Raw genomic sequence first — 11,763 nt, forward strand, 5'->3', positions numbered from 1 at the left:
CCCGAGTCGGTGCGAAGCCCCTCGGTCCGGTCAAGGCCGGGCCGAGGGGCTTCGCCGTCTGTCCGACCGCGCCGGGAGGGGTTCCGGCCGGAGCCCGTCAGGGGCGTGGCCGGTCCGCGTGCGCCGCACCGTCCGCCGGCCCGAGCCGGTGTGCCGGTGCGGCCCGCTGCGCCACCTGCACACCCGCGCCGTGCGGGAAGCCGACGCGCAGCACGCCGGCGGCCGTCGCGGCCGCCAGCACCACACCGGAGGCGAGCATCAGCACCTGCCGGTAGCCGTGGTCCAGCAGCGGGGTGACGACCAGGGGACCGATGATCTGGCCGACCGAGTAGCCCGCGGTCAGCAGTGCCACGGACCGACGGAACCGCAGCTGCGCGCCCGCCGCGAGGGCCAGCGTGCTGACTCCGATGAACGTCGCTCCGAACAGGACCGCCGAGACCAGTGCGGCCGCGGTGCCACCGACCAGCGCCGGCAGGGCGATACCGACCGCCTGGACGACGAGTGCGCAGAGCAGCAGACCGGGGCGGGACCAGCGGCGTCCGAGCCGGGCCCACAGCGCCGCGGACGGCACGGCGGCCAGACCGACCAGCACCCAGGCACCGCCGCCGACCCAGCCCGCGGAGCCCTGCCCGATCGCGGCGACGAGGAACGTACCGGCGACGATGTAGCCGATGCCCTCCAGGGTGTAGGAGACGAACAGCGCGGTGAACCAGCGGTGCGTGCGCACCCCGCCCGCCGCCGCTGAGCCCGACTCCGCGGACACCGCCCGCGCGACTTCCGGACGGAGGTTCCAGGCGACCGCCGTCAGAAGCGCGGCCAGCGCGGCCGAGGCCCACCAGGCCGCCCGCCAGTCGGCGACGGGACGCAGCACGAGGACGAGCACCCCGGACAGGGCGATGCCCCCGCCGACTCCGCCGAAGGCCCAGCCCGGCAGGTGGGCCGGATGCTCCCGCAGATGACAGAGCAGGGAACCGGCCGCGATGACGAAGATCAGTGCGCTGGCCACCCCGGCGAGCAGCCGGAGCACGATCCAGACGGCGATGCTGTGAGTGGCCGGCATACCGGCCAGCGTGGCGGTCAGCACGACCAGGCTGACGCGCAGGATCGCGGGTGAGCGCACCAGCGCGGGGGCCAGGAAGCCGACGAGTGCGCCGAGGAAGTATCCGACGTAGTTGGCGGTGGCGACATGGGCACCGTTTCCCGCGGACAGGCCGGCCTGGGTGTGCATCAGCGGGAGGATCGGCGTGTAGACGAACCGGCCCACCCCCATGCCCGCCGCGAGTGCTGCGGCGGCCCGGGCGACATGGCTCCAGGGACGTACGGTCATGAAAGTGCCCTTCGGTGCGGAGGGATCCGTACGAGGTCGAGCGCGCTGCGAGGTGTGCGCGCCCCGGTGTCCCGGCCACGGGCCGGTGGCGGTGGGGCGCGCCGGGTGTGTGCTCAGCCTGCGGGGTCGACGCGGCCGGGGTCGTTGGGATGGGATTCGAGCGCGGTGACCGTGACGGTCATCCAGGGACGCAGCGGGAGCGTGCCGAGCACCGACTCGTGCAGTTCCTTCTCGTCCGCGGCGCGCCAGACGCCGAGGCTGCGCATCTCCCCCACCGGGCGCCACAGGCGCGCCAGATGTCCGGCGGCGGCCAGTTCCCGGGCACGTACGGCCTCGGCGGCACGCCGCCGATCGACCTCGTCCTGCGCGGTGCCCTCGGGGACGATGGTGATGAGTTCGACCAGGAACTCCCGCATGGTGCTGCTCCGTTCGGCTGGGCGCCGGCCGGGGGCCGGACGCCGTGGATGGGACGGTGCCGGGGTCGTGGCGACGGGTCGCCGGGCCCGCACCCGTGCCGCGCGGCGCGGGACGGCTGCACGGATGCCGCGCGGCGCGGGACGGGCCGCACCGTGACCGCCGTTCGTCCCGCGGGCCGCCGACGCGGTCGTCCGTCGCCGAGCCCGCACCTCCAGCATCCTGCGCCCGCGGCCGCCGCGAACGCCACGACCGGTTTCCTCCCCGCTGGTAGGCGCAGCCTCGCACCGGCGTCACCCGCCGAGCGAGGGCGGCCGGACCGGGCGAACAGCACCCGTGTCCGGCTGACCCGGGCGCCGCGGTGACCGGGTCGGCGGCGCCGGTGCGGTCCTCGCCCGTCGGCCGGCGTCGCCCTTCCGACTCCCGGCCAACGCCTCCTCCGTGCCGGCCACTTGGGCCGTCGGACCCGTCCGCGGTCCGCTCCGTCCCACGCCGGTGACTCGATGGGGGTTGGGCCCGGCGGCCCGGGGGAAGAAACCGACGTACCCGATGATCGGAGTTCTCGGCCCAGGGGCCGGCCGCCGGTCGCGGACAAGGCTTGCGTACTCGCGGAGCGCGGACCGGCGACCCGCGGGATCACCCGCGAGGAGGCGACGGTCATGAAGCGTATTCGGGAGGAGAGGCGTCCCAGGCCTCCACGTCGCCCTGCGGGTCTCGATCTGCGGACCCCGTCCGGCCGCCCACTGCCCTACTGAGGGCTCCGCCGGGCCCCGACGGCCCTGGCGCCGACGCAGCCCGCGTGGTCTCCTGTAAGTGACGGGAAGGACCCGAGAAAGACGCGGGGAAGCGGCCGGGTGCCGCGCACCGCGCAATCAGGATCCGCGAGAAGTGGATGTCCTTCCCGTCCCGTCGTACGGGGACGTCTCTGTCGCGTCCAGGTCCCGTCGTACCGGGCCCTACCGGCCCCGTCGTGCACCGCCGCCGTCGCCCGAGGCGCCCCGGTCGGCTCGTCCACCGGGGCCGAACGGCCCACGACCAGGCCCGTGCGGCCCGTGGTGTCGCGGCCCCCGCGGGAACAGTCTGGAATCAGCGGACTCCACGGCTCCCGGTGGGCACCGACGACCGGCCGGAGCCATGGGCCGGTCGGGTCGGCAGCGACGAAAGGATCCGGAGCGATGACCTCCACCACCACTCTGGCCGGTGGCCTTCCGGCCAGGCAACAAGAACGGCTGATGCGGATCGCCCGCGAAGTCTCCTTCGACGCGGGGACCCGTCTGTTCGAGGAGGGCCGGCACGCCGACCGCTTCTGGATCATCCGGACCGGCACGGTCACCCTCGATCTGCACGTACCCGGCCGTCGCGCCGCCGTCATCGAGACGCTGGGCCACGGCGAACTGGTCGGCTGGTCCTGGCACTTCCCCCCGTACACCTGGCACCTGGGCGCCGAGGCGATGAGCCCGGTGCGGGCCTGGGAGTTCGACACCGAGGTGGTCCGGGCGATGTGCGCCCAGGACCCGGCGTTCGGCCGCGCGATCGCCTGCTGGGTCGGCAATGTGGTCGCCGACCGGTTGCACGCGTCCCGGGTACGGCTGCTGGACCTGTACGCCCCGTACGGCAGCGGGAACACGTGACCGACCCGCGACACAGGTGCGGGTCGCCGCACCGACCGCACTCCCGGCTGGCGTGCTGCTGCGGGGGCGGGCAGCGTGGAGTCGGAGACCTCGACGACTTCGACAGCTGACGGAGGTGGCCATGCGATCCACGGAACCGGTACCACGGGTGGTCGTGGGTGTGGACGGTTCGCCGTCGTCGTACGCCGCGCTGCGCTGGGCCGACCGGTACGCGCGGCGCGTCGGCGGTGTCGTGGAGGCGGTGCACGCCTGGGACACACCGTCGGCCATCGGCTGGAGCGGACCGGCGGTCGACCCGGCCTTCGACCTGGAGCAGGCCCGGGAGCGCTTCGCACGGGAACTGGGCAGCGTCTTCCCGGACGAGCTCCCCGCCGGGCTGCGGCAGGAGCTGGTCGAGGGCGACCCCTCCGAGGTGCTGATCCGCGCCTCGCAGGGAGCCGAACTGCTCGTCGTGGGCAGCCGCGGGCGCGGCGGCTTCGCCCGCGCGATGCTGGGATCGGTCAGCCAGCGCTGCGCCCAGCACGCGGCCTGTCCGGTGGTCGTCGTCCGGCAGGAGCAGGACACGGCGTACTGACCGTCACGTCCGTGCCGAGCGGGCCGTGTCCGTCCTCGCCGCCGCTCGACCGCGATTGACTGCCCGTCAGATCACTGCGCCCGGTGCGCCGGCGCCGTGCGTCCCACAGGGCGGGGCCCTGCTCGTCTCACTCTCGGCAGGGCCGTCAGCGGCCTTCTACGGCTCCCGCACCGGTACCCGCCACACGATCCGCGCTCCGCCTCCGGCGGGAGCGGTCACCTCCAGCGCGCCGCCCAGCTGCGCCGCCCGGTCGGCCATGTTGCGCAGACCACTGCGGCGCCCGTCCGCCGGGATACCGACGCCGTTGTCCGTGACCGTCAGGCACAGGGTGGCACCGTCGGTGTTCAGGAACACGTCGACGCGGGACGCCCGGGCATGCCGGGCCACGTTGGTCAGGGCCTCGGACAGGACGGCGAGCACCTGGTCGCCGGTGTCCTCGGGGATCTGTGTGTCCAGCAGCCCCTCCATGCGCAGGCTGGGCGCGAACCCGAGCACGGGCGCGGCCTCGCCCGCCGTCCGCACCACCCTCGCCCGCAGTCCCCTGCCCGCGGCCTCCTCACGCGTGCGGAGCCCGAAGATCGTCGACCTGATGATCTTGATGGTCTCGTCGAGGTCGTCGACGGCTCGCGCGACCCGTTCCGAGGCCTCGGGGTGCTCGATGAAACGGCTGGCGCTCTGCAGCGTCATACCGGTGGCGAACAGGCGCTGGATGGCCAGGTCGTGCAGGTCGCGGGCGATACGGTCGCGGTCCTGGAGCAGCGCGATCTGCTCGGCGTCCCGGCGGCGTTCGGCGAGTTCCATCGCCACCGCGGCCTGCGCGGCGAAGCCCTGCAGCGGCTCGGTCTCCTTCTCCGAGAACACGGTCCGGCCGGCCGGGCGGACCAGCAGCACGACGCCTCGTACGCCGTCCTTGCTGCCGATGGGCACCGCCACCGCCGGCCCGAGCGCGTTCGCCTGCCCGGGATCGGACGGCACCCGCTCGTCACCCGGGACGTCCGGGCAGGTGACCGGGGCGCCGGTGGAGAAGGCCCGGCCGATGAGGCTGTCGTCGACCGGCAGCACCCGGCCCCGGTGCGTGTCCGACTCCTGCCCGATCGCCAGCTCCACCGTGAGGGAGTCGGTGCCCTCCACCGGAACGGCGACCACGGCCAGCGCGGCGCCGGTGTTCTCCCTCGCCCGCTCGGCGATCAGGGCGAGCACCTCACCGCGTTCGCTGCCGGACAGCAGCCGGTGGGTGATCTCGGCGTTCGCCCGAAGCCACCGCTCCCGCAGGCGGGACTCCTCGTAGAGCCGGGCGTTGTCGATCGCCACCCCGGCCGCCACGGCCAGCGTCGCCAGCACCGACTCGTCCTCCTCGTCGAACTGCGCCCCACCGCGTTTCTCGGTCAGGTACAGGTTGCCGAAGACCTGGTCGCGGACGCGGATGGGGACGCCGAGGAAGGTGTTCATCGGCGGGTGGTGCGCGGGGAAGCCGTACGAGGCGGGGTGTGCGGAGATCTTCTCCAGCCGCAGCGGCTCGGGGTTGCGGATGAGCTCACCGAGGATGCCGTGTCCCTCGGGGTAGTGGCCGATCCGGGCGATCTGGTGCTCGCTGATGCCCACGGTCAGGAACTCCGACAGCCGCTCGCCGTCCGGTCCGATCACGCCCAGGGCGGCGTACTCGGCGTCCACCAGTACGGCCGCGGCCTGCACGATGCCTCGCAGCGCCTGCTGGAGGTCCAGCTCGCGGCCGACGGAGAGCACCGCCTCCAGCAGGCTGTGCACTCGGTCGCGGGTGCCGCGGGCCGCGTCCAGGCGGGCCTGCAGCTCCTCCAGCAGCTCGTCCAGCCTCAGCTGCGGCAGCCGCAGACGGGCGCCCCCGGGCTCCTTGGGGCTTCCCACCGCTGATCCTCCAGGTCCCCTCGACGTACCCCGGGCCGGACGTACCGGTCCCCTGCCACGGTATCGGCCGGGGCGGGGGCACGGCAGGAGATCGGGGAAGCGGAGCGGGGCGCACCGACGGGGGACGCCCGGCCCGCCGCCTCAGTGCCCGTCCCGCCGCATCCGGTCCTCGGCCTGGGTCGCGATGACGGCGGCCTGGACGCGCCGTTCGACACCGAGTTTGGTCAGCAGCCGGGAGATGTGGTTCTTGACGGTCTTCTCGGCGAGATAGAGCCGCCGCCCGATCTGGCGGTTGGTCAGGCCCTCGCCGATCAGGGCGAGGATCTCCCGTTCGCGCTCGGTGAGGCCCGGCAGCGGGTCCGGCTCGGGCTCCGGTTCCTGCCCTGAGCGCAGCCGTGCCATGAGCCGGGCCGTGGCGCTCGGGTCCAGCAGGGACTGGCCCCGGGCCACCGCACGGACGGCGGACACCAGGTCCGAGCCCTGGATCTGCTTGAGGACGTAGCCCGACGCACCGGCCATGATCGAGTCCAGCAGGGCCTCCTCGTCGTCGAACGAGGTCAGCATCAGGCAGGCCAGGTCCGGCAGCTGCGAGCGCAGTTCCCGGCACACGCTCACGCCGTCTCCGTCCGGCAGGCGCACGTCCAGCACCGCGACACTGGGGCGCAGGGCCGGGACCCGGACGAGGGCCTGCTCGGCGGTGGCGGCCTCACCGACCACGGAGATGTCCGGCTCGTCGTCCAGCAGGTCACGCACCCCGCGGCGCACCACCTCGTGGTCGTCGAGGAGGAAGACCCTGATCGGGGTCTCGGCGCCGCCGCGCTGGGTGTCCGACATGGGCTGCTCCCGTCGTACGCCGTCGCGCCAGCGCGGACGCGGCCGGCTCCCTGTGCAGGATCTTGCTCGTTCCCGGGCCGGAGGGCCAGGGCCGGTCGGCCCTGTTTCCCGCGCCTTCCGGGCGACCGGCACCTGCCCGCGCCGCCCGGGTGCGTCCGACGCCGTGACCCACCGCACCGGCACCGGTCCGGCCCGCGGGCCCGGGGGGGTCCGGCGACCTGCGAGGTCATGGACCGAACGGCCCTAACACCTCCAGGGTCACATGACGTTGCATGGACACGAGCATGCGATGAGCGACGAATCCGTACGAGAGATCACCATGACCGTTCCGGACAGCCGGCCCGGCGCCCTCGGCCCGCGGCAGAGCGTGGCGCTCGGCAGCGCCGAGGCGCTGCGGCTGCTGGCCGGCGTGTCCGTGGGCAGGATCGTCTTCACCCGGCGGGCCCTGCCGACGGTACGCCCGGTCAACCACGTGATGGACGGCGGCGCCATCGTCATCCGCACCCATGAGGGCGGCGCGCTCACCCTGCACGCCCGTGACGCCGGCGCCACGGGGGTGGTGGTCGCCTATGAGGCGGACTCCATCGACCCGGACACCCACCTCGGCTGGAGCGTCGTGGTCACCGGCTACGCCAGCCTGGTGACCGACGCCGAGGAGCTGGCCCGCTACCGGTCGATGCTGCACCCGTGGGTGCAGCAGACCATGGACTACGCGGTCCGTATCCGCCCCGGCCTGGTCACCGGCATCCGGCTCACCGTGCCGGACGGCACGGTGTGACCTCCCGGTCGGCCGCGGAGCGCTGAGGGAATCCTGGGCCCGTCAGTCGTTCCAGGACCAGTCGGCCACCTCGGGCAGGTCGGTTCCGTGGGCACGGATCCAGTCGTGGTGCCGCAGGCGGGCGTCCTCCATGCGCTGGCGTACGGCGGCGGCGCGCACCGCGAGGCCGGGGACCCGGTCGATGACGTCCATGACCAGGCGGTAGCGGTCGAGGTCGTTGCGCACGACCATGTCGAACGGCGTGGTGGTGGTGCCGATCTCCTTGTAGCCCCGGACATGCAGGTTGCGGTGTCCGTCGCGCCGGTAGGCCAGGCGATGGATCAGCCAGGGGTAGCCGTGGTAGGCGAAGATGACCGGCTTGTCCGGGGTGAACAGCCCGTCGTACTCGAAGTCGGTCATCCCGTGCGGGTGTTCCTCGCTCGGCATCAGCCGCGCGATGTCGACCACGTTCACGACCCGGACGGCGAGCCCCGGCAGATGGCGGCGCAGGAGCTGGGCGGCGGCCAGCACCTCCTGGGTGGGGACGTCGCCCGCGCAGGCCAGCACCACGTCCGGCTCCCGGGTGCCGTCCTCGGTGCCGGCCCAGTCCCAGATGCCGGCGCCGCGCGCGCAGTGCACCCGGGCCTGGTCCATCGACAGCCAGTCGAAGCAGGGCTGTTTGCCCGCGACCACCACGTTCACGTAGTCGCGGCTGCGCAGCGCGTGGTCGGCCACGGAGAGCAGGGTGTTGGCGTCCGGCGGCAGATAGACCCGCACCGCCTCGGGGCTCTTGTTGAGGATGTGGTCGACGAAGCCGGGGTCCTGGTGGGAGAAGCCGTTGTGGTCCTGCCGCCACACATGGGACGTGAGGAGGTAGTTGAGGGAGGCGATGGGGGCGCGCCAGGGCAGCCGGCGGGTCACACGCAGCCACTTGACGTGCTGGTTGACCATCGAGTCGACGATGTGCACGAAGGCCTCGTAGCAGGAGAACAGCCCGTGCCGGCCGGTCAGGAGGTAGCCCTCCAGCCAGCCCTGGCAGGTGTGTTCGGACAGGATCTCCATGACCCGGCCGTGCCGGTCGAGGTGCTCGTCCACGTCCAGGGTCTCGGCCTGCCAGGCCTTGCCGCTCGCGGCGTAGACGGCGTCGAGCCGGTTGGAGGCCGTCTCGTCCGGACCGACGAGGCGGAAGTCGCGGCGCCCCGCGGTCTCCCGCATGACGTGTTCCAGCAACTCCCCGAGCACCCGGGTCGGTTCGTGCATCGTCGCGCCGGGCTTGTCGACCGGGACGGCGTACCGCTCCAGCTCCGGCAGGGGCAGTTCGCGCAGCAGGAGACCGCCGTTGGCGTGCGGGGTGGCGCCCAGCCTGCGCGGACCCGCCGGGACGCAGGCGAGGACCTGCGGCCGGGGGCTGCCCTGCTCGTCGAACAGTTCCTCCGGCCGGTACGAGCGCAGCCACTCCTCCAGCCGCCGCAAGTGGTCGGGGTTGTCACGCACACCCGCCAGCGGGACCTGGTGGGAGCGCCAGGTGCCCTCCACCGGCAGCCCGTCGACCTCCGCCGGGCCGGTCCAGCCCTTCGGCGTTCGCAGCACGATCAACGGCCAGCGAGGACGTTCGGTGGCGCCGTCCTCGCGGGCGGCACGCTGGACGGCGGCGATCCGGTCCAGCGCGGTGTCCATGGCACCCGCCATGGCGCGGTGCACGGCGGCCGGGTCGTCGCCGGCGACGTGGATCGGGTCGTGGCCGTACCCCCGGAGCAGGTCGTCGAGCTCGGTCCGCGGCAGCCGGGCCAGCACGGTGGGGTTGGCGATCTTGTAACCGTTGAGGTGGAGGACCGGCAGCACGGCGCCGTCGTGGACCGGGTCGAGGAACTTGTTGGAGTGCCAGGAGGTCGCCAGCGGGCCGGTCTCGGCCTCGCCGTCCCCTACGACACAGGTCACCAGGAGGCCCGGGTTGTCCAGCGCGGCGCCGTAGGCGTGCGACAGGGAGTAGCCCAGTTCGCCGCCCTCGTGGATGGAGCCCGGCGTCTCCGGCGCGACATGGCTGGGCACTCCGCCCGGGAACGAGAACTGCCGGAACAGCCGCGCCATCCCCGCCGCGTCCCGCGTGATGTCCGGGTAGGTCTCGGTGTACGAGCCCTCCAGCCAGCTGTTGGCCAGCACGGCGGGCCCGCCGTGCCCGGGACCCCAGACGCACAGGGCGTCGAGACCGCGGGACTTGATCACCCGGTTGAGATGGGTGTGCACCAGGTTCAGGCCCGGGGAGGTGCCCCAGTGCCCGAGCAGACGCGGTTTGATGTGCTCCGGGCGCAGCGGCTCGGTGAGCAGCGGGTTGGCCATCAGGTAGATCTGGCCCACGGCCAGGTAGTTCGCGGCGCGCCAGTGGGCGTCCAGAGCCCGCAGCTCCTCGTCGGTGAGCTCGGCGGGCGCCTGTCGCGTGTCGACGGACATGGGGTGTCCTCCCGGTCGGACGGAGTCGGTGGGCCCAGGTGGTGCCCTCCCACCCTCCGCCCGGGGGCCGGGTACCCGACAGGGCCGACCGGGCCATCCCGGGGTACGGCACCCGTTCGGCCCGCCGAATCGGCCGCGTCCTCCCGGCCGGCTCGCGGGACCGTCTCGGGGACCGGTGCGGCGCGTCCGGCGTACCGTCCTCGGCCACCGGGGCACGGCCCTGATCCGCACCGTCGGGTTCGGCCGCACGGCGACGGCTTGGTGCGGCGGCTCGCCGAGCACGAACCAGGAGCGCACCGGTCTCGGCGGCCCGCGCGCACACGCCGTACGCCTCCTCGACCCGGTCCGTACGCCTCCCCGATCCGGTCCACGGGGATGGTGTGCGTCGCCGAGCCGGTCGGCACCGGTACGTGGCCGCACGGGCCGGGCGGCGCCGCCCGGGGCCACGGGCCCCTGCGGACCGGGCCCGAACGGCCCTGTCGCGGGCCGCCCGGACCGCGATGTTCTACGACCGTGTCTGGAACCCGGATCAGGGCCGTACCCGGCCTCACGGAACAGGACGTCGGCGATGCGACGGTCGTGGTGCTGAGCGGCGAGATGGACATCCTCACGACGCTCCGCGACCGCGTCCGCCTGGACGCGCTGACCGCGGGCCCCTGCCCCGATCTGGTGCTGGACCTGCGCGCGGTGTCGTTCATCGACTGCAGCGGCCTGGGCATGCTGTGCCGGACCGCGAACCGCGTCGGCGCACGGCACGGCCGGCTGCGACTCGTCACCGACGACCCGTACTTCCTCAGGCTCCTGCGGCTGTCCGGCCTCTCCGGGGCGTTCGAACTCTGCACCGGCCTCCCCGGCACACCGCTCTGATTCCCGGCACGGGTGTCGCCCGGCATGGACCGAACGGCCCTGCGCGGGCACACCGTCCGGCCCTCCTCCCGGCAGGTGGCGCGATGCGACCCTGGAAACAAGGAAACGTGTGCGGCACCGTGTGCGGCCCCGGGTCGTCGCCGGTCCGCCGAGACACGGAGGTGCGTCATGACCGGGCCCGTCGTCGTCGGCATCGACGGTTCGTCCACCTGCACGTCGGCCGCTTGGTGGGCCGCCCGCGAAGCGGCGGTCCGGCAGGTACCCCTCCACCTGGTCCACTCGTGGACCACGCAGCCGCACGGCATGCCCGGCGGCATGGAAGCCGAGGGGCAGCGCCGGTACGGGCAGGACGTGCTGCGACAGACCGCCACCGAGCTGCTGCACCGCTACGCCGGTCTCCGGCTCACCACCGAAATGGTCGCGGCTCCCGCCGCACAGGACCTGCTGGACCGCAGCCGGGACGCGGAACTGCTGGTGCTCGGGTCCCGCGCACCCGGCTCCGCGGCGGGCTTCCTGCTCGGCTCGACGGCACGGCACGTCGTCGGCCTCACCCGGTGCCCCGCCGTCGTCGTCCGGAGGGACGACCCCACGGTCGAGGTCGGCCGAGGCCCCGCCGGGGCGGCGGACCGCGACGAGATCGTGGTGGGCGTGCCGGAGCCCGGTCCGGCTGCCGACGCCGTGCTGGAGTTCGCCTTCACGACCGCCGACGCACGCGGCGACGTGGTCCGCGCGGTCACGGCCGTGCGCAGGTTCCCCGGGGCGCCCGACGACGGGGACCCTCGCGCCGGACTCGCGGCCGCGCTCGCGCCGTGGCAGGTGAAGTTCCCCGGCGTCGGGGTCGTGGAACGAGTCGCCGCGGGACCGGCCGATCAGGTCCTGCTCACCTCGTGCGCCCGAAGCCGGCTGCTGGTCGTCGGCCGCCGACCGCACCCGTCCCACGTCGCCTGGGAGCTGCGGCCGACCGTGCACGCGGCGGTCCGTCACGCCCCCTGCCCGGTGGCGGTCGTCCCGCACGGCTGATGAACGACCG

General features: G+C 73.8%; 10 protein-coding genes. 5 read left to right on the plus strand and 5 right to left on the minus strand.

What is annotated here, in order from left to right; genetic code table 11:
* Positions 1–97: 97 nt before the first annotated feature.
* Together DN051_RS04250 and DN051_RS04255 are read right to left on the minus strand one after the other, a co-directional pair.
* On the minus strand, positions 98–1,327 hold the full coding sequence (locus tag DN051_RS04250) for a YbfB/YjiJ family MFS transporter (RefSeq protein ID WP_246040916.1): 1,230 nt from the start codon (positions 1,325–1,327) through the stop codon (positions 98–100).
* A 113-nt stretch (positions 1,328–1,440) separates the two neighbouring features.
* Positions 1,441–1,743: a muconolactone Delta-isomerase family protein gene (locus DN051_RS04255; RefSeq protein ID WP_112438015.1), complete on the minus strand. Its 303-nt coding sequence runs from the start codon at positions 1,741–1,743 to the stop codon at positions 1,441–1,443.
* A gap of 1,173 nt (positions 1,744–2,916) precedes the next feature.
* Between DN051_RS04255 and DN051_RS04260 the strand changes: the two genes are divergently transcribed.
* Together DN051_RS04260 and DN051_RS04265 are read left to right on the plus strand one after the other, a co-directional pair.
* A complete protein-coding gene (locus tag DN051_RS04260; RefSeq protein ID WP_112438016.1) occupies positions 2,917–3,372 on the plus strand; it encodes a cyclic nucleotide-binding domain-containing protein in 456 nt (151 codons plus the stop codon).
* 121 nt (positions 3,373–3,493) lie between these two features.
* Complete coding sequence (locus DN051_RS04265; RefSeq protein WP_112438017.1) at positions 3,494–3,946, plus strand: universal stress protein; 453 nt, start codon at positions 3,494–3,496, stop codon at positions 3,944–3,946.
* Positions 3,947–4,102: 156 nt separating this feature from the next.
* Here DN051_RS04265 and DN051_RS04270 read toward each other — a convergent pair whose 3' ends face one another.
* A complete protein-coding gene (locus DN051_RS04270) occupies positions 4,103–5,827 on the minus strand; it encodes a sensor histidine kinase (RefSeq protein WP_112438018.1) in 1,725 nt (574 codons plus the stop codon).
* Between the two features lie 141 nt (positions 5,828–5,968).
* Positions 5,969–6,661 (minus strand): response regulator, encoded by a 693-nt coding sequence (locus DN051_RS04275; RefSeq protein WP_112438019.1) that lies wholly within the window; start codon positions 6,659–6,661, stop codon positions 5,969–5,971.
* A gap of 289 nt (positions 6,662–6,950) precedes the next feature.
* Between DN051_RS04275 and DN051_RS04280 the strand changes: the two genes are divergently transcribed.
* Positions 6,951–7,439 carry a pyridoxamine 5'-phosphate oxidase family protein gene (locus DN051_RS04280; protein ID WP_112438020.1) on the plus strand — a complete coding sequence of 163 codons (489 nt, stop codon included), beginning with the start codon at positions 6,951–6,953 and terminating at the stop codon, positions 7,437–7,439.
* A gap of 42 nt (positions 7,440–7,481) precedes the next feature.
* On the opposite strand, the gene DN051_RS04285 is transcribed toward DN051_RS04280, so the two are convergent.
* Positions 7,482–9,866 carry a phosphoketolase family protein gene (locus tag DN051_RS04285; RefSeq protein ID WP_112438021.1) on the minus strand — a complete coding sequence of 795 codons (2,385 nt, stop codon included), beginning with the start codon at positions 9,864–9,866 and terminating at the stop codon, positions 7,482–7,484.
* Positions 9,867–10,379: 513 nt separating this feature from the next.
* Here DN051_RS04285 and DN051_RS04290 point away from each other — a divergent pair.
* Both DN051_RS04290 and DN051_RS04295 read left to right on the plus strand, forming a co-directional pair.
* Positions 10,380–10,733 carry an STAS domain-containing protein gene (locus DN051_RS04290; protein WP_053757799.1) on the plus strand — a complete coding sequence of 118 codons (354 nt, stop codon included), beginning with the start codon at positions 10,380–10,382 and terminating at the stop codon, positions 10,731–10,733.
* Between the two features lie 168 nt (positions 10,734–10,901).
* Positions 10,902–11,753 carry a universal stress protein gene (locus DN051_RS04295; RefSeq protein ID WP_053757800.1) on the plus strand — a complete coding sequence of 284 codons (852 nt, stop codon included), beginning with the start codon at positions 10,902–10,904 and terminating at the stop codon, positions 11,751–11,753.
* Positions 11,754–11,763: the final 10 nt, after the last annotated feature.

It is taken from the genome of Streptomyces cadmiisoli (assembly GCF_003261055.1).
Taxonomy (GTDB): domain Bacteria; phylum Actinomycetota; class Actinomycetes; order Streptomycetales; family Streptomycetaceae; genus Streptomyces; species Streptomyces cadmiisoli.

What these genes read in the sequence shown, in the direction of transcription:
- DN051_RS04250 (WP_246040916.1), bottom strand. Translation starts at nt 1,327, where the DNA reads ATGACCGTACGTCCCTGGAGCCATGTCGCCCGGGCCGCCGCAGCACTC.
- DN051_RS04255 (WP_112438015.1), bottom strand. Translation starts at nt 1,743, where the DNA reads ATGCGGGAGTTCCTGGTCGAACTCATCACCATCGTCCCCGAGGGCACC.
- DN051_RS04260 (WP_112438016.1), top strand. Translation starts at nt 2,917, where the DNA reads ATGACCTCCACCACCACTCTGGCCGGTGGCCTTCCGGCCAGGCAACAA.
- DN051_RS04265 (WP_112438017.1), top strand. Translation starts at nt 3,494, where the DNA reads ATGCGATCCACGGAACCGGTACCACGGGTGGTCGTGGGTGTGGACGGT.
- DN051_RS04275 (WP_112438019.1), bottom strand. Translation starts at nt 6,661, where the DNA reads ATGTCGGACACCCAGCGCGGCGGCGCCGAGACCCCGATCAGGGTCTTC.
- DN051_RS04280 (WP_112438020.1), top strand. Translation starts at nt 6,951, where the DNA reads ATGAGCGACGAATCCGTACGAGAGATCACCATGACCGTTCCGGACAGC.
- DN051_RS04285 (WP_112438021.1), bottom strand. Translation starts at nt 9,866, where the DNA reads ATGTCCGTCGACACGCGACAGGCGCCCGCCGAGCTCACCGACGAGGAG.
- DN051_RS04295 (WP_053757800.1), top strand. Translation starts at nt 10,902, where the DNA reads ATGACCGGGCCCGTCGTCGTCGGCATCGACGGTTCGTCCACCTGCACG.